Genomic DNA, 20,525 nt, shown 5'->3' with positions numbered 1-20,525 from the left:
CATCTGTAAAGTGTGTGTCATACGGTTTTTTGGTTATTAGGGATTGGATGGAGTTGGTTGGTTTAGACTATAGGGGTTTATTTAATGTTATTCCATGGGGTGCGCAATATGTCTGCTTATTCAGGCTTTCAAAAAACCATTTTAAAAATAGCACGCGATGCGGAACGCTTAGTTCGGCAGAATTATCGAAGAACGATTTCGTTTTTATTGGCCATAGTATTTGTTTTGACCATGACAGGGTTGGATGTGATTTTAGCCCATGCTTTTGATTATTCTTATCAGGCATCAGAATCACGTGCTAACAAACTGGAAACTAATCGTGACAGCCAGTTTACGGGTAGTAGTATTGAGAATAACATACCCGACGCTTTTCTTGATCTTCGGACCGGGTCACAAGCTGCAGAAGACCCGGGTGCTAAAATCAGCACCACCTCATTAAATGTTTTGAAATCCGAGTATGGGAACCTGCTTGATACGGTTTCGCTCACAACTTTGGCCGAACGCGCAACATCTTCTTTCAGCCTTGATGCCATAGTCAACAATATGCTGTCGGAAACCGAAAGTCCCGCAGGGATCAGCCAGCCTACATCTGAGGGAGAAACGGATGTAGCACCTGCCATGGATCCGGCCGCCATGATGGATGTGGTGGATGCGAGTCAGGGGCCGGTGAGCTTGAGCCTGGAAATGAAACCCGATGTCGCTTTGTTGGAAATTGAAGATACCGGGATTGATAGGCTGCCGATTCCCGCTGCAGCGGTAAATGAAACAGATACGGGGAATAGTGATACGGAGAATATCGCCAAGGTGCCGGAAGGCGAGACGGAGATTAGTGGAATTGTAGAAGCTGTCGACAACCAGCCGGAAACAATGGACCAATCCGTATCGGATATGAATCAAGTTGAGGACGCAGAAAATCCGGATACAGTTCAAATTCAAGCAGAAGATCCGGGACAAAACAATGAAAATCAGGATCAAATATTGTTGGTTGATACGGAGAGGTCGGATAATCAGACGGGTGAAGAACCGGCTGATGAAACTAATTTGATTGATAAATTTGTTGCGCTTGTTACAGGCGATAGCTTGAAAAATGAAACAGTAGAAATCGCTCAAACCGAGCAGCCTGAAAGCGTGAGTACTGTGGAGGATGAGAAAGTAATCACGGAGCAACCTTCAGAAAGCGAAACTGTTGTTGCTGACCAGGAGAGGGATGCTGAAGAGGATTATGTTTCGCCGGATGAAAAAAAATCTGCCGAAGATGACGAAGGTGGTTTTTGGAGCATGGTGAAAACAGTGATCAAAGAGGATAAGGGTGAGTCAGGCAGTGAATCTGAAAATCCGGAAACTGATCCGGAAACGGTTTTAATCACGGAGCATGAGAGTAATGAACCTGATGTCTCGGCAGAGGTTGAAGATCTTGTGTCGGAAGATTCCAAGCCGGAACAAGACGATGTTGTTCAGCTTGATGTTGAAACAATGATCGAAGAGACACAAGCTGACCTGCCGGGGGAGGAAACGCTTCAAGTGGATGCGCTTTACCAATCCGAGATATCGGAAACAGAGACATTTGATGATGACGATATTGATGTTTCACTTATATTGAAAGAATATACAGAAGAGGACAGTCAATCGGAGATAGTCAGCTTCTCAGAAATTGGTCAGGTGGAAGAGGTTGTGGCAGTACATAATTCCAAGCTGGAAATGGATACAGATCTTGAAACGAGTATGGTTGGACCCGGTGAGATGATAGATCTGGAAGATGTAGATGATGAAATTCATGCCAGTACAGTCACGGATGATAGCAACCTGCTTTTTACCGAGGATGTTTTGACGCCCAACGACCCAATGATGGCATCGACAGCACCATTGACCGGTGGCGTTTTGGTGAACAATCCAGCGGCCAGGGTGGTCACGGATCTTAAACAGAATTTGATACAGGGCAGTCAGTTGATTTTTGGTCCGCAATCGCCGGGTACGACTTCGCCGTCTTTTATCACATCACCAACGATTACGAAAGTGCATACAGATGTTCCGCCGCAGATTGGTGTTGCCCAGACCGCGCCACTGCAAAGTATTGATATGAATTTGCAGATGACCATAAGTTTTAATCCTACAGTCAACGGCGCCATGCCGCAGTCCAGTACCGGACCGCCGAGCAATATTGTGGATTTTGTGAAAATAGCAGCTGCTGCACTCAATGGTAATAATCATCAAATTCCTCCCCTTCCCAATGTAAATATTAGTCAGGGCAATACGCCGGCATGGCCCAATTATTCTGATCCATCAAACACGTTTCAATCCACAGCTGAAGCGCTCTCGACCCATCATATCCATCACGATCCGCCGGAGGAAAAGGGCGGCAAAGGGGCAAGTGGTTGTTCCAAATTTATGGCATCACCGATTGGTAAAATATTAACGTTTGTTGTCATGGTTGTTATAACTTATTTTACGTGTGGCGTTGGTTTAACACTATTAAAAGTAATTATAATTATTATTGAGTTCATTGTTACTTTCGTGCCGCTGCCGCCCGCATTGGCTATGGTGTTGAGTATTCTTACCGCGGTCCTGGGTGGATGGGCAGCAGCTCTTAACAATTTAGCCAAAAGTACAGTGCAACTTTCAGCGAAGGCAATAGTGGCCCTTATGAATGCCACAAAATCAATAACGGCTTTGTTTAAAACTTTGGTAGTGGAAGGACTGTCGAAAGTCGTGTGGAAGGCTATCGCAAAAGCGGTGGTTACCAAAGTCATCATGCTTGCATTTGCTCATTATTTCCCGGAGGCCAATCCGCTATTAACAACCGTGGTTTCTCTGGTCGCGGGGATGGTTGCCAGCGGTGTGATGAATATGATTGGTGCAGAAAGTTTTGGTGATGCGTTTAAGACAGGATTTCAGGATGCTTTGAAAGAATCAATCGGCATGTCCGGGTCCGGATTTGATTTGAGCGCGTTAGTGAATTCAGAGGTATTCAAGTCATTGGTATTGACCGGGATTAATGTAGCGGCAACCAAGCTCCTGAAAAATGCTGGATATAGTGATGAACTCGTCGCGGTACTTGGTAGTTTGATTGGAAATGTTGTTTCCGGCGTTGTGGGGTATATGACAGATCCCGGCGCAAATGACCTGGGTAAGTTTATTGCGGACCTCGCATTGTCGGCGGTTGCCAATGTTGTGGTAACCGCTTATTCGAGTTATGTTGGACCAGTCCTGCAAGCCCAGGGATATGCACCAGCTCAGGTCCAGCAGATGGCGAATGCTTTTGGTACGTTTCTTAATAAGGTTATACCTCAGGTAATTAATACAAATAGAACGCCGAGAGGAACGTCTGCAGCATCCGCTTCTGTAGTTGATAGATCACCCATGGCTCCTTTGACAAATATTCTAAAAAATATGATGAGCAATATTATCACGCCGGGAATAAAGGGGAATATGGCAGGCATCTATGGTGATGGTCTGGGCGCGCTCTCTCCCTCTATGTCCACCAGAGCACCCGAGGCCTCATTCATGCTTGGCGGATCTGGTGGAACTCAGGGTGACAATCCTATGATTCCAACCAGTGCTGAAAATTTTGCGACGCCTTCACTTTCCCAGCAGAGTAATCTTTCACCAGTGGTTGAACAGATTACGGGATTGGCACTTGGAGAAAGTTTGTCATTTGATTTTGGTGAAGCAAGTAGTGTGCATGAGCAGGGGATGGTAACACCGTCGTCTATTTCGCAAACCAAGGTTAATTCAGAGGCGACCGAGAGCCCGAAAACAGCAAATAAACCGGCATATACAGGTACTGCGAAGGACAACACGAAAGCACAGAACGAAACAGTTAAAACAGAAATACCAATCAAGAAACCGAAGTTTACCAAACCTGAGACCAAGCAATCACAACCAATCAAGACACCCAAGGAGCAAGTTCAGAAGGATATAAGTGCTAAGTCAAAAGAAGGACTGGACAAACAGCAGGATTCAAACAATCGTGTTGAAATAAATACGAAAAAGCCCAAGCCGGAGCGTAATGAGGTGAAGCAGGCAAACAAAAATGTCTCGATCGATGATTTAGATGGTGTGCGGCGCCGGGAGGGTGTGGTTCCCAAAGATCAGGGAGATGCCATCTCCACTGGAGACGGTGCGGCAGGCGGCAATGGCGGTGACGGTGGTGCCAATACTGCCAATAATGCAGAAACTCAAAACAAGAATGTCGAAAATAATACCGATACCAACAACCGTTTGCTTGAATCAGCCGGGTCGGATTTTGTTTCAACAGGTGATGCCAAGGCGAATGCCACAGATAAGGTTAAAGCGGTTGCCAACAGCAATGCAACCACACAACCCAGCGGTGTGCAGCAATTGGCAAAACAACTCGAGGCTGCCGGTGCCATGTCGAGCGGGAACAATTATTCTTATTCACAGGGACAAAATCCGGCTGGACAGGCGCTAACGAAGGTGTTCGACAATACAGGTCAACTTATTGGGGCGCAAACAACACGTGCGGATGGTACACAGGTTACCAAAATGTTTGATCAACAGACATCTGCTGACGTGCAGGCTGATACCCAACTCGCCGATAACAGCAAGCCTGGAAAAGGTGCTGCTTCCGAACAACCGCTTGAGGTAAAGGCGACTACCTATGAAAACGGCAATATTAGACTAGAGCAGACCTTTAAAATTGCAGATGGGAAATTGATAGAGACAGCAAGTGAAAAAATAGGCAAACCGGTAGATGCTGGTTTAGATAACAAGGGTGTTAAAGCAAACCAGTCTAAGGCAGAGGCGGCCAAGCATGCAACCGCCAAACGACCGCCGCCAAAAGTTGGAGAACAACAAAAGGTGATTGGAATGGAAGGTGTCTCCTTTGAACACAATGGCGCGGCAGTACAAATTGTTGAGGACAGCAAGGGTAATCAAATTCAGGTTAAACTCGATAGCAACAATAAATTTGTCAAAACCGGCGATTACCGTGTAGAGGGTACTTTTATAAAAGGGAAAGAGCGGGTTTTTATACCCAACGGCTCCAAGGTCGGGTATGGCAATGAAGGCGGTGTCTACCAATATAAAAACGGCGCAGGCGGAGAAGGAACGAAGATTAAGGACGAATGTGTGGCCACGTTTAGAGATGCCAATGGCGAAAAGCATGCATTGACATCCGCATTGCCTGTAGATACTAAATCGTTGCCTCGGGATGTTCAGAAAGCCATGGTCTTGGCGGAAAATGCTGTCAAAGGTGTGGCTGTGGATGCGGCGGGAGAGGCATTATCCACAGCGGATACCAGGCGCATGGGAACAGAAGCAGTTGAGATACTTCAAAAATATGCGCAATCCCAACCAACTGGAACACAGCAGCATCAGGAAGCAATGGCTTCTTTGGCAAAAGCGGAAATGGGAATGTATGCCAATAATTCTGATCCGGGAGCCTTAAAGGGTATTGCCAAGCATGTCAGTCAGAGCAATAGTCCGGAGATGAATTTGAAATTGGCAGAGTTGCAAGACGGTGATGCAACACAGAAAGAGGCGGTTTCCTCGGTTAAAACTGCGATGAAGTTGGCAGATAGCAGCAATATGCCGGATCAACAAAAAGCGGCATTTAATTTAAAAGCAGCTGAAATGTTGAGCAGTATGGATAATATCGGGCAGACGCAGGACATTCAAAAAGCATTGGAAAGTGCCGGGGATTTTTTGAGAAACACTACTCCGGATCAAGTGGATGCCAACATGGCAGCAATGGGTTTGAAACTTCAGAATTTGGCCAATCAACTCAATGGAGACCAAAATCTACCTGAAAACAGTTTGGCGCCTGAACTTGGTGAATTGGTAGGCGAGATGATGAAGGATCTGGCTTTCAAGGTGAGTGGTGAGGCAGCCGGGATGAAAAACGGTGATAGCCAGACAGCATCCATACTCAATGCCAATCTGGAAAAAACCAAGGATGGCAAGGTTCAGTTAACGCAAATAAACGCGGATGAATCTTCGACAAGTATGGAATTTGCGAAAGATGATCAAGGTCAATTACAACCGCAAAAAATGATAACGCAAGATTCAAAGGGTGTTACCCAGCAGACCTTTGAGGCAGATGGCGAGTGTATGAATTTGACCGGGCAAAACACACAGCTTAAGGTTCAGATCGGTCAGGGAGACCAGGCCAAGACTGCGAATGTTGACCAATTATTATCCACTGATCGTGATGCGCCTGTCGCCAAGGTGGCAATGATCAACGGTAAACCGCATGAATTGGTAATTCAACCTGACAATACGGCAACCGCGACCCCCATAAAGACCGAAGCTGAAAAATCGGCGGTGCATTATGCTGATTCTATCAAAGGAAATTTTGATATCAAGATCAATCCGGATGGCTCAGGCGCAACCATTGTCAAAGATGGTCGGACGTATACTGCTGACAAACAGGTACTGGCGACTGATGAGGCGCTGCTTGCTGCCGGGTTTAGCCTGAAAAACAGCCAGGAGGTGCGCGGCAAGACGGCGTATATATTTAATCTTTCTGAAGTGGGGAAAATCACGATTGTCGGAACGCCGGAGGGTCTTGCGAAAAATCAATATTATATAACCGGCACTAATACGTTTGAAAGCAAGGGTGAGTCAATTGGTTATGTTGCAAAATATGATGGTGTTTTACAGGAATTGCATCTGGCGGACAAAGACCAAACAGTAGTTCAGTTTATGCATGAAAAATCGCTGTTTTCGACAAAAACGGATCTGACCAGGTTTGTTGTCACCAAAACAACTGAAAACGGGAATCAGGTAGCACGCGCAATGTATGATGACAATAAGTTAACAGGATACACCGTGCAATACAAGGATGCTCAGGTGACGTTTGCTTATGATAGCAAAGGCGTGATGACACCTGAATCATTTGCTACATTAAATGCCAATAGCGGTGAAGGGTACACGTTGAAAAAGACAGCCAACGGGTTTGGCTTGATCGTCAATGATACAAAAAAGGAATACTATTTTAGCCAAGAAGGTCGTGCGTTATTGAAACCTGCTGGTGGCGAATCTGCGGGTGGTGGCACACAGCAGGGCGTAGAATTTGATTTTACAGAAACCATGGTTTTCAGTGTTGCGAAAATCGAGAATGGTACGTTGAGTAGCCAAGCGGTTAAAGTCGATACGATCATGCGTAAGCATATTTTATACCAGACCGGTGCTGATGGGGCGATGAGTAAGATAGAGACAGCGAGTACGCTGTTGGGTGAACCTGTTTTGCAGACCACCAAAAATTATGAGATTGATGCAACCACGGGAACCTTTCGCTGGAATTTACGCCAAGTTCGCGGCAGTAAGCAAACGTTGAAAGCTGAAGGTGTATGGCCAACCGATGCTGCGACTTATAATCAGTCACTTGCGACGCATCAACAGATTCAAATGGATGGGCATGGTTTTTACACAACGGTTATACAAAATGACGATATGTTGCTTTCCGGTGAAACGAAGAATCATACCAATGTGGTGATTTCAGCAAAGGGTGTAGATACCACCTACCGCGCTACCGGGACAAAGAAACAACTTTTTGAGATTGGATTGCCAACAGGTGCTATGTTTAAGGCAAATACGAAAATGGGACCGGACAAGAAAATCAAGGCTGGAAAAAACAACACATATACTATGGTTGAATCAAAAAAAGACAAGGCGATATCGTATTCTATGTCAGGCGAAAATATTCATGGCGCAGCAGTAACCTTGTTTATGGGCGAAAATGGACAAAACTATCAGGCGCAGGGAACGCCGGAACAGCTCCGTCGGACGGGTTATGCCAATGAAACAGCAAAAAATAACAGCCTGGATTCCAGGGAACAGATTGTTGCCAATGATTCCGGACGGTTTATGATTTATGAGAACAAGGGAACTGACGGTACGGTCATAATCAGCATGCCGGGCAAAAATAATGATGGCGAGAAAGTGATATTGACCACCAGACTTACGGGAGAAATTGAGGTCGCAACAGATCAATTTGCATCTTACGATACATCTGTAACAGTTGGGCACAAGGGACAACGTGGTTGTAATACGACTAGATTATTGAGTGGAAATGAAAATGATGAAGTCGCTAAAATTGAAATACACGTTGATGTTGATAAAAGAGGTGATGATAATTTTGATAAAGATGGAAATCCTCTGGCGTTTACAAAAGCAATCACTCTTAATTATAATGGAACACAAGGAAATGTCGCGTTTGATCAAAAAGCAACAACCCTTCAAATAAAAAAAGGAAAAAATATTCATGTAAGTTCGATCAAATTCATTGCGAAGGGTAAAAGCGTACAAACAGTAATAACCACAGCAAAGATCGGCAGCAAGTTTGATGTAAATGGAAATCCGGTAAGTTATACGCGTAAAATAACGATGAATCAAATGGAACAAAAAAATGAAGATGGTAGTAGTACAAAGATATCGAACTTTTCCAGTCGTTCTGTATATGAAAAAGGCAAACTAAAATTAACAACAATAACCGGTGAAAACGCAATAACAAACGAGAAAATAAATGGGAACAAAGTTGTGCGTATCGAAAAAGGTAAAGTGGATTACACAACTTTTTTCAATGATCGAGGAACGGCGATAAAACGTACAGGAACTGATGCCGTTGTCACGGAATATAAATACGATGACAAGGGTAACCCGATTGGCAAAGAAATATGTATAAGCAATAAGTATACAATGCAGTGGAATGATGATGGGAAATTGAGTCATCGTGATAGTACAAAGACGGAAATAAAACTGGTGGATTCGGAAGGAAAACAAGTAGGTGCAATAATAACATCGCGTCAGGATAAAACGGACGTGAAAAATTGGGATGGGCAGGGAAACCCCAATAAGTACACGCGTACAATAACGATGAATGGAAAAAACTCGACGCAACGGGGTAAAGGGGAAAATCAAGAAACAATCAGTTTCACGAAGTCAGTAACAACCATTACCATGGAAAACGGTAAAGAGACGAGGACGACCACCTACACAAATGCCGGTAAAGAAGTTTTAAATGAGAGTCTTGTTGTGACTGAACGCTATTCGAAAGAAGAAGCGCAGCAGATAAATTCGTCAAATCCTGATGAAAAAATCAAAGCCGGTGCTCCGAAAAATTATGTTGAGAAAACGAAGCGTAATGGCAGTACACAGACGAGTACATGGAGAGACGGCAAGGAGAAAGAAAAAGAAAACGTGGTTCGGAAGGGCAACTTTGCCAATCAGCATACTTTGGAAAAAAGGATGACATTGGGTGAATTGGCCGCCTCTAAGGATAATCCGTTTAATTCGAAACAAGAAATCGAAAAGCTTAAGTCGTTTATGAAAAATAAAGGTGCTGATCTTGAATCAACCCTCATTTCAATATTGAGTGATTCACATCTGTCCGGCGATGCGCCAAAGCAGATTGTTTTTAAAGACAGGCAAGGCCGGATTTGGAGTGCTGGAGTACGAGAAAAAAAATCGGTGAAAGTTAGTTATAGTCGTTCAAAGCGATCATCTTCGGACGGTGAATTATTTATGTATGGTGGTTTTTCGAAAACAACGAGAAAAATCGAAAAGCAGACGGTTTTCGAAATAACTGCCTGGCAGGGCGAAAAAGCCATGACAGGGAAAGAATTGGCAGTAGAACTTTCCGGAACATCTGCTCTGGAAACTCTCGAAAAAGGAATGCCACAAAATGCAAAAAATCAAAAAGTTAGCAGCCTATTTAATAAAACAGAGTTTGTTGCTGCTTATAATGACAAAGGGGAAATGACGGAAATAAAGTATAAAAATACTGATGGCGCAGTTAAAACTTTGGGAATTGAAAGAACATCCAGGATGGAATGGTCAGATAATACGGCTTTTAATGAATTTATGTATATGGATGTGGAAACGGAAAGGGTAACTGATGTTGAAGCGAGTGAAAAATCATTAACAACGACGCAAACAAAAAAACATACAGATACTATTACTATAAATAAAGAACCTGGTTTAATTGGTGCCGCCGGCAATGTAGCGGCGAGTATAACGAGAGCTCTATCTTGGGGCGCGGGGTTTATTAACCCTTTTTCCACTGGGCAAAAGGCGGTGGAGCTACATGATAATTTTATAAATAAAGGAAATGAGATCGTTAATAAAGCATTTGGAATAGAAAAAGAATCAAAAAAAATAACCGGGAAATTAACGACAACCACAACAACAAATCTTGAAAAACCGGGCTTAATAAAGAGTGTTGCGGGTTATCTGACCGGGAATCGTTTAGGGCAATTTGGGAGCGCAGATAAACCCACGCATACAACCGCACAATTCAGTTATCAGGGTGAAATAGATAATGAAACCGGAACCATAATACGTGATGTAGGGAAAGATGGTACTGTTGGCAAGATTGCTGGTTTTACACCTGATAACAATGATTCCTTCATGGCGCGTCAGGGTCATGCCACCGGTACTAGGGAGAATTTTGCGAAATGGATGGAAATACGAGGGGATAGTTTATACCAACGTATTTCGTATGCTATCAATGGCACAATTCATCAAGCGAGTGCTGACTGGCTCCCAGGCGATTTTTCAACCTTGGCACTTGGTACCCTGTCAAAAATGAGTTATATGCTGGGTTTTGATGAAGCCAGTTTGAAGTATAAAACTATGTCCGGATATACCCAGCAAAGACGGCTGGATAATTTTGTTGCAAACACATCAATTGATTTCTTTTCCGGCTGGGATAATCCCGTTCAAAAATTCGGAGAAATTGCCTGGAAATCCATTGCAGGGGCGTATACCTTTTTCGGTGTGCAAGCTGAAATTTCGATTGGATTTATGTTTGGCTTGGCGTTGGATGTTGGGGCTGTTTTTACACGAGGAGATTTCAAACCATTGCAGGCAACTGCGCTCAGTCTGACACATTTTCATGAGCATATCTGGGAGACATTTAAAAGCAATCCGGCAGCAGCGGTGGCATTTGTGTTTGGCGGCGGTGGCGCATTGAAGAGTGTGTTTAAGTGGAAATCGTTTAAACAACAAACCGGTGGTTTTGCCATGATGATCGGATTGAATTATTTGGCAGGTGAACTTGGTGGAGGAAAAACAGTACTCACCACATGGTTGGCACTTGGGGTTATTCCACTGATGGGTTCTATATCAGCGGCTGTCAGCATGCGCGGGGGCAAAATGAAGCGCTCTGAATATGTAGGGAGAGTTGCATTAGCAGGGGTGCATAGCGCGGGTCATACATTGACCGGCGGAGTTAAATATGTCGCGAATATGACGGGTATTACGTTTGTAAGAGCCAAAATGGCAGGAATGCGTATCAACAAAATTTGTGAAGGAAAAATTCCGTTTTCTGATCGGGTGATGAGTAAAATAGTGTCCGGTGTTGCAAAAGTTGGACTTAAGTTTTTGACAGGAAATAAGACAAGTTTGGCATCTGAAAAGGGAACATGGAAACAAAAGGCAATTGATTATTTGGAAACGAAGCGTGAAGTGCATAATTTTGATAGCATTAAAGGCGAAAAACTTAATATGGCAAAACTGGATATGCATGTCCGGGAAACATTGGCGCTGAATCCTTCGCTGAGCAGGTCTGAAAAACGTTTGGCTGTTTACAAAACAGTACTTTCGACATTGAAGTCAAACAAAGCAACCTATTTGAGAACATTATCTGATGTGAAAGCATCATCCAATGCTGGCGAACAAGCAGTTGGAGAAAAATCACTCAAAACAGGTAATGAGCAGGATGCTGTCGCGATTTTGAAGAAAAATCAGCCTCATACAGTGCATGAGGCAAAGGATATATTTAGAAATTATGAAAAGATAGAAGCTGCGAAAGCGGCAGTGCAGGGTCAACTGGCAAAAGGTGGCAGTGAGGCACTTGATGTTATTAAAGAATTCGGAGAGAGTGGTGTAAAAAGTCTGGAAAGAACGATTTCGACCATGGCACCTGAAGCGATACATAGTATGTTTTTTGGAGAAAAATCCTTGTTAGGTCGGTTGTTTGGTGGAAAAACATCTGGTAATGTGAAAGATATTATTAAAGCGCTTGGAAAAGAAAAAGGCGACGCTGCTAAAATAGTCGGTGAACTGATGGAATCCAAAACAGCCGCAAAACTTCTTGGAAATTCTGATCCAAAAATATTGAAAGAATCCGGAATGCTGGAAAATATGGATATTGCATCAGCTATGGAAAAAATGACCACTGCTGAGAAACAAAACATGAGGGACAAGTTTGTCAAAAGCCATGAAATTGAAGGCGCAGCGCGTACAGAAAAATCAGGGGTTCAAGACACAAAGAAGCAAGTAGAAAAAAATGATGAGCTTGTTGATATAGCTGATCGCGAGGTTTTATCAGAAGGGGAAAGTCAGAGTGGACGTACAGCTTTGGAGATCTTGTTGGATAGCGTCCCGGCATCCAGCATAACGCGTGACAGCACAATGATGAAACGATTACCGCCAGATCTACAAACAAAGGTATTGGATAAAGCATATGTAGAAATAGCAGACAATGCCAAAATAAGTGAAACGAAGAAGGCGAAACAACTACGCGATCATGAAGGGAATTATCCAAGAGCTCAAGAGGAAACGAAATCAACGGGTAAACGCGCGTTGGAACGTAGAGATACACTTTTGCCCGATAAGATCACAAAAGATTGGCGTGGGGCTGTTCAATTCCTGGAAGCGCTGAAATTAACGCCTTCAGAATTAAAAAGCGTTTTGGAAAATAAAAGTGTTAAAGAAGCATTTTCAGAATTAGCGAAAGCAGCTGATCTTGCAACCGAGAATGGTCGTAATCTTGAGTTTGGTAAAAAAATCACAAATGAATTAAAGCGCAGACTTGGGAAAAGCAATGAAGTTCAGGAAGGGATTGCAAAGATTAAAGATGCGATCGATAAAAAGATAATAGAGCGCCGTGATGGCGAGCTGAATGAAAAATCAGCAACGGAAGGAAACCAAAATCATCAGAGCGGGAAGAATAAAAATGCGGATGGAACACTGGAGTTGAACAATGTCACAACGCAATTGGCACAGGCAGAGGCGCGCGTTCAATTCGAAAAAATAGGGTCACTTGCAAAGCTACGTGCGCGTTTGAAAGTTCGCGAACTCCTGGTAGAAATGCGCGACACTTTTGGAAGCAAAGATTACTGTTTGGCAGGCAAAGAACTGGATGCCAAGTTAGAACGTCTTGCGAAGGAATCAGAAGAAATTAGCACGGAAATGAGCGAATTTACGGAAAAACCAGGTTTTAAAATTAATGAAAAGAGACACTATAATGATCTGAAACAACAAAAAACCAAGTTGGAAAAATTAATGAATGCTTTGGAACGTCAAAGAAAAAATTTACTGAACGGCATATCAAAACAATTTAAAATTAGCACTTCGGAAAGTGAGCGGCTCATTCATATGGGCGAAGGAATTCAGAAAAGCAGTGAAATGTTTTCTGCGACACTTGGCGTCACAGAAGCTGATAAATCATCTAAGACGGAAACAAAGGATTTGAATGAAGCGATGAATAAATTAGAAACAACACTGAAGGGAAAAAGTGAACTCAAAGATGCTATAGATGCTATTCATAAAGCTTTAGGTAAATTTAAAAATAGTGAAAAAATAGTTGATAAACTCACACTTGACCAATTCACTGATCTTGTCACAGCCAAATCGGAAGCACACAGACAAGTTGCTGAACGGATTCATAATGAAATAAAAAACAGGGACAAAGAAAAATCAGTTGAAAAAGATGCAGTCAAAACAGGTGAAAAAGCTAAAGAAATCATTACATTGGCAGAAGCGCTTGGGAATTCAAAAAGACATAGCCAAAAAGGACTTGCAGAACGGGCAAATCAGTATCTTGAAGCAACACAAAAATCGCGTGCATTGTTTGCCAGGTTTAATGAAGCTGGCACGAGCCGTCAACGGCGTGTACTACTGGACAAGATGATGCAAAATGATGCTGATTTTGTTCAAAAAATACGTGAATCGGCGCAAACCAGACCTGCGGCCAATACCAGTTGGTTTGCAAAGGTAAGAAGTCGTTTGCGTGATTTGGTGACTCGCAGTATTGTTCAACGATGGAGGCGTTCCGGTGAGAGAAGCACGCCAAAGACTGATGAAATGAAAGCGGTTCTTAATATACTTGATCATGTTTTGAAACCAGAGTTGGAAAAATTCATGGCATTTACTTTGGAAACGATTATGCAAGGCAGAACAAAAGTGCTTGAATCGATTTTGCAAAGCGACAAGAATGATCTGAATGCAAACAGCAAAGTGGATCGACAAAGCGCAGAGCTGATGATTGATGCAGTGATTTTGAAACTGGCAGCAGAAACGCAAGCGATAGAAAGTTATAATAAAGGTAAACTGAGTTTTGAAATGGCAAATGAGGCTGTTTTTGAGACGAAGGAAGCAGCAAAAGAAATTCATTTGTCTGAAAACCAACTTGGGAATTTAAGGAGTCACTTTGAAAAATTAGGTGAGGCACAAATCACAGCCAAAGCCAATAAAGCCTGGAATGAAACCTATAGGGCAATTGCCGAAAAGTATGCTGCTGAAAGAAAGGGATTTGAAGATAATTTGAATAAGATTCAAAATAAAATTGATACGGCATTAAATGCGAAAATCAATGAATTGTTTAAGGAGATGAAAGATACCGGCCGTTTAGACAGTGGGAAGTATAAGGAATTGGTCGAGAAAAATACTGGAGAGTTGACGAAAAATGTAGAGAAAAAATTATTGGAAAAAAATGAAATTCGTGAACAGGCTGAACAGCAAGCTCGTGATGAAATTGTTCTGCAAGAAAATGGCGGAAAAAAGATATTCTCGGTCTTTGAGGAATTACAAAACACAGAATTAAAAGGTAACATGGAAAGCGCAAAAGCTGCTCAATTTAGTATTGCGTATCTACAAACCGCGATGAAACGATTGACAGCATATGAAACACCTTTGCGTGTTTCACAAAAGATGATGGTCGCGGAATTAATGTTTGGCAACAATATCGCGCTCAAAGCAGGGGGCGGAAAAACCTTTGGGTTTATCGGGTTTGCGGGTCTGGCAAAGATCATGACCGGCAATAAATTGCGCCATGAATTACTGCTGGAGGACAGCTCAGCCATTGAAAAATATATTACTGATAAAGAGGGTAAGCTCGGAATCGAGCAAAAAGAATTGGCAGAAGCGTTTGGTATTGAATTGGTCAATGGGAATGAACTTTCCGGCGAAGCAAATAAAACCGGTAATTATAATAAGTTAATTGAAGCGCTCAACAATTCGGATAAAGTTGTGCTCTTTGATCATACTCAGCGGGCGCATCTTGGTAATCCGGCAGTGCGCAATGCAGCGCTTCGCAAAGCGATGATGCGTGCGAATTTGGTTGCAGCCGATGAGGTGCATATCATGGCAACCAGCAGAACCTCGGCTATTATCGGTGGCGGGCAGAGTCCACCACAGCGCTGGCTGGTACGGCGGGTGGATAAAGTATTGAAGGAATTTGGATTTGATTATGAGATTTCCGGCAAGAAGGAATTTACGGAATTTAATGATAAAGTGACAAATTTTCTCGAAACAAGCAATGGAAAAATACAGATGGGTAAGTTTACTGTGATCAAGGACGCCTATCTCGAAAAGCCGGGTAAATATAATCTCGGGGAATACATGAATCAAAATATTTTTGTGATCACCAATATAGGCATCAAGGCCAATTTTAAGGCATTGAATACACTGCGACAATTCCGTCCGAGTGAAATATCATCTGTGATGCGGACGCTGTTTAGTCAACGAGGCAAAGGCAGTCAGCTCAATTCGTATGATGTTATAAAAGAGATGGGGGCGGATAAAGGTAAAATTGCACCTGTAAGTGAAGATGGGTCACTCCAGAGGGATCAAATCAGCAATGATATTGTTGGGCAGATTACAGCATCCCGGAAACACGGCGGTACACCGCTTGAAGATGTTCGGGTTAATTATACAGAGATGCAGACCAATCTTACCAAAGCATATGATGGGATTTCAGGATTACGGATTGTGGGTGGTACTGCGACGGTTGGCGGTATCAGAGGATTGATGCAAAGCCAGTTGGGATCAAGAACAACTGAAATTAGTACCTCCAGTTTGAATTTGGACGCGCAGGTGAAATATACCGGCGGCAAGGTTTTAACCAGCTTGGGAGAAACACTCAAACTTGCGATTGATGCAGTGACCGGGAAAACCAGGAACAGTACATTGATTTTTGAGCGTGATCCTGCTGCACAAAAAGAATTGGTAAGAAAAATGGAAGGGGAATTAAGGAAGTCGGAATTTAGTGATGATATTGCAGGTATTGGTGTGCAGCATTCATCAGGTGCGGGATATTACGTGCGTCGAGGCGGTAACCGTGTAGAAGCATTGACTGAAAAACTAAGAGACGCAATGGGGAAAAATAAAGAAACCGGAGAATACGATTTTAAGGAAATGACTGTGGCTGAAATGGAAAAAAGCGGACGTTACGTCAGCAAGGACCTGGTTTATATTGAACTTATGACCCAGGAACCTGTTCAAACAATCGTGGCAAATGTCAAGGCGTTTGCGAAAATGAAGCAAAGAACCGTTACGATTATCAACGAAAAAGCCGCAACCGGTAAAAATTATCAGGATAATTTGACCTTGATTGTTCGCAACGCGCATGAACTGCATTCGGATTTATTGACGCAATTGCTCTATCGAACCGGACGTCCAGGTGGTGAAACCGGGACCTGGGATACAACACGTTACGTTCATGTGGATACAAAAGCGATGGAAGTCACGTTGAGGGAAGCGATGAGGCGAAAAGCTGAGGTCTCGTCATTATGGAAAGACGGTTTTGCCGAGGATGTAAAAGCATATAAAATTTTGGAAAGTATGAATACGAAAAATATTGCAGAAAATCAAAAAATACTCTCTGGAGCATTGAAAGTCAATAGTGAATTCCGGCAGTTGGAAGTGGTGGCGGAATCTAAACGCTTTACAGTCCAAAGTGTGTTTCAGGATGCCATGGTACTCAAACCCTTAAAAATCGCGTTGCAGGATGCAGCCGGGAAATCGACCGAAGGGGTGATGGATAAAGCGGTCAAGCGTATGTTGAATGATCATTCCCAAGGCGCGGATTTGGAACTCAAACTGGAGAGTGGTAAAGATGCAGCGAAACTGAATAATGAATACGCAGTGAGTACTTTCAAAAGCAGCGCGGAACAGGCATCCAAAGCATGGAGGCGTGTGGCGCTGGATTTGATCAATCCGCTGCATTTTACGGGACGTCTTGTGAAATCTCCTTTGTCAATTCTTGAGGTGGGCGGATTATTTTTGAAATCTGTTGGCAATGCGATCAAATACAAGTGGGCCGCTACCAAAGCGAAAAACTGGGGAGAAATAGCGATCAAAGGAAAAGAGACTGTATTCACTGAGGCAAAAGATGAATTGAATCGTCAGGATGTAAAGCAGTTGCTCATGATTGGACGCAATGTGATGAAAGATGTGTTGAGTCAGGACAATGCGGGCGTTCAGACTAGAAGTTTGAGCAGTCGCATTGCTGTCCACAGGAAAGCAGGTGTTGGGAATCCTGATCAAACAATCGCGCGAGAAGAAGTGAAGGCATTGCGAAATGAATGGCAGCTTTCACGCGAAAAGGTAAATAATGACAAGATGATTCAATCAGGCGAAAGGTCTGCTCAGCGAGCAGCCATTGTTTTGGGGGCGGATGAAGAGGCAATGGTATTATTATCTCAAAATAAATTATCAGATGGAGCCAGATTGCAAGCGGAAGAAGATCTGTTGGCAGGTCGTATGGCACTGGCGGATAATTTTGATGATGCCATGAGTATGTTGAAAACAGATATTTATCAGAAAATTCAGACTGCTGATGTGTATGCTTCCCAGATGAGAGAGGTAGCTACGGCGCGGGTTAAAGCGGTGATGGCAGAAGCTGTTAACAATGTGAAAATTGACACAAACATGGTGCAAGCCGCGATTGATGATGAACGTGATGCAATTTATTTTCAAAATGAAATTGTTGGAAAATCGAAAAATACTAAGATTAGCAGTCAATTTGGTGCGAAATGGAATGATTTTAACATTGCATTGCAAAATATTGTCCGCGTAAGTGAAAAAGCAGGTGAACTTAAGGAAAATAGTACTCTTATTTACCAAGGTCAGACCATGAATTTTTCTGAAGTGGAGCAGTATTTAACCCAGCAGTTGAATGTCATTCGGTATTTCAATCAGTTCGACAGGACGAAGGCGAGTCCTGCGATGCTGGCCTTGATTGTAAGCAAAAATGCGATTCAAATTACGTCAAAGAAAATAGAAAATGCAGCACGTGATACATTGGCGATGCAATCTCCTGCAGTTCGATTCAGACAGAAGGTACAAACAGTCTGGGGCAATACGCTGCGCCACATGCAGCAAGCCAAGTTTATTGTGCCACTATTAAAAGTGAACAAAGGGAATTTTGTCCCCACTCAGGCATCAACTTTGTTGATTGGTGCGGCGGCATTTGCTTTGCTCGGATTCACAGGATTACCGACACTGGGCTTGGCCAGTGGGTTGATGTTGACCCCTGTGTTGCAGCCGTTATTCAATCAGGCGACCCGATTTATGCCAGGTATGATGCAGGCGAAGGCGCAGGCAATGAGCGGTCGTTGGACATCATTGGGCAGTCGTTTGGTTTCAACTGTGTTTACGGCTGTATTGCTTGGCGCCCTGTTAGGAGGACCGGTGGGGATGGTCAGTGCAATCTCCGCAACAGTAGGTACTATTGCAGAGCAAGGTTTGATCGCTAAAAGCGAGAATGAAAATCGTGTGACCATTCAGCATCAGAAACAGGAAGTGAAGGGGACCGTACGCCAAACCGGGCAACAGTCTGTTACACAAGTACACGCTGAGAAGTCTTTGGTAGAAGTATGGAAGCAGAAGATGGACGGCAAGATTGCTGATGGTTCTGCTGCGGTGAATACTCTGGTTGAGTTACTCAAAGAATCCAGATTTGGTCATATCCAGTTGAATGTACATCAGCAGGCGCACCATTATGGGTATATGCATCTTTTGGCATCGGTTTTTAGTTTGATTCCACAAGCGCTGGATAGCGTCCATGCAATTGATCTGGGTGCAGATAGCATTACGCAACCGGAGAATATTGTGGAGCATTCGGGTTCGAGAATTCGAATTGACCGAGAGTCCATCCGGTTTTTGGATCAACGCTTCTCGAACCAACTTTTTACACAAACCATTATGGCAATTTCATCAATGTTCAGTGATACTGAATACAATGCGCTTGAAATTAAGCTGCAGCAGAATCCCTATTTCAAAGAATATGGACAATATGCAGTTGTGGAATTTATCAAGCAGTATATTTTAGATGGGGAGTCTTTGAAGGAAACAATTGTACAGGCCGAAGCCGCAGAGGTCGGATGGGCCATGCTTACGAAAACCAAAAACGAAAAATCTTCTAAAGTCAATATCTATCAATATCTCAAAGGGATGTTTGGTGGGCGTGAGTTTGTTGAAGCTGACTTGGTCGAGATCAACCAGGCAATGGGTGAGTTGGAAAATACAGCTTTGCCGCTCATGGAAAAAATGGCAGCACAGATTGAGAGTAAAGAAACCATCCGGACAGATAGGGAAATTTTGGAGACCTCTTTTGAAGCACAGTTTGGCATGACCTATGCCAGCTATAATAAAATGATGAATCCAAGTTGGTTGCAGCGTGTTTTGAGCAAGCAAATTGGACAAAAAATACTGGATGGTCCAAATCCGCGTTTAGCCATATCACGTTATGGAAAAATTCTGTTTGGTTTTGGCACCGCCCTGATATTGGCTGGTGGTATTGTTGCGGGGGTATTGATGTCGGTTACCATTCCGGCAGTCGTGGGTGCGTTGGTTGCCATTTTTGGCCTGGCCATTGCACTCCAGGGATTGCTGAGTTGGGCCATGGCTGATCAGATCGCATTTAATATTAATCCAACCAATGCAGTGATTGGCAGGATCCGCAATGCTGGGTTTGGATTTTTTGATTCGGTCAAACAGGAACAGACTCAGGCAGCAGGTGTATCGACCATGCAATTATTGGACAACAACCAGTTTATGCTGGCAGTTGAAGGACTCAAAGTTCAGGGCACTAAACAGATGATTTCTGAGAACAACCGAACCCGAGCTATTCGTGCAGTTTTTTCGCATTTGGTGCGGATTATGGAATCTGAGATTGATCAGGGTATGAAAATTCAGCTCATACGTGAAATTACCCAGGTACTTGGATTTTTGAAATTCGACATCGACATGCACGTAAAAAAATTCAATAATCAGTTCTCGGTCACCATGACGCCGGAAGTACAACCTCAGGCGCTGAAGCATGATTATAAGATTGGGCGTTTGATTCGGAGGTTAAAGAGTCTGGGTGTAGGTATTAATATTAATGTGGCTCCCGGCAAGCAACCCAAACTCAAGATTACAGGGAGTGCTGCATAAGCGGCAGGCCGCGGCGTCGGCACAAGACAAATATTTCGAGGAAAATAAAAGCCCGGTTGCAAGTATTAGTGCAACCGGGCTTTTATGATATCAGTAAAGGAGAAATACTGTAATGCTCCCTC

Annotated in this window: 1 protein-coding gene; it reads left to right on the top strand. The window is 43.4% G+C overall.

The window, feature by feature from the left end:
• Positions 1-84: 84 nt before the first annotated feature.
• Positions 85-20,403, top strand: a complete 20,319-nt coding sequence (locus K8S19_03040) for a hypothetical protein (protein ID MCD4812651.1) — start codon at positions 85-87, stop codon at positions 20,401-20,403.
• Positions 20,404-20,525 lie beyond the last annotated feature (122 nt).

The sequence above is a fragment of the bacterium genome, assembly GCA_021108215.1.
Lineage (GTDB): Bacteria > Oederibacteriota > JAAXVQ01 > JAAXVQ01 > JAUVAV01 > JAIORK01.
Note: the sequence above shows the minus strand (reverse complement) of the source record. Positions and strands in the feature narration are given on the sequence as shown.